The 265-nt window shown below is 70.2% G+C and carries 1 protein-coding gene; it reads left to right on the forward strand.

Annotated features, from left to right (window positions below):
• Nucleotides 1-265 (forward strand): catalase family protein (locus SB660_RS21260; RefSeq protein WP_410584374.1); only part of this gene is annotated, 265 nt, incomplete at both ends.

Raw genomic sequence — 265 nt, forward strand, 5'->3', positions numbered from 1 at the left:
GACACCGCCTCGGCGGCGCCCCCGGCCGGCCTGGCGCTGAAGATCCAGGCCGCCGATGGCAGCAGCTATGACTTCGCCAGCGACCAGCACAATGGCTTCATCGTCGCCACGAGCGACGAGTTCGCGCAGTTCCTGCGCGCGGTCGGCCAGACCCGGGCCGATACCCCGCACCCGACGCCGGTCGAACAATTCCTCGCCGTGCATCCGGAAGCCAGGGCCTTCCTCGCCAGCCTCACCTCGCCGGCTTCCTATGCCACGGCGACGT

This window comes from Bacillus sp. SIMBA_005 (assembly GCF_046535585.1).
GTDB classification, from domain to species: Bacteria; Bacillota; Bacilli; order Bacillales; family Bacillaceae; genus Bacillus; species Bacillus pumilus.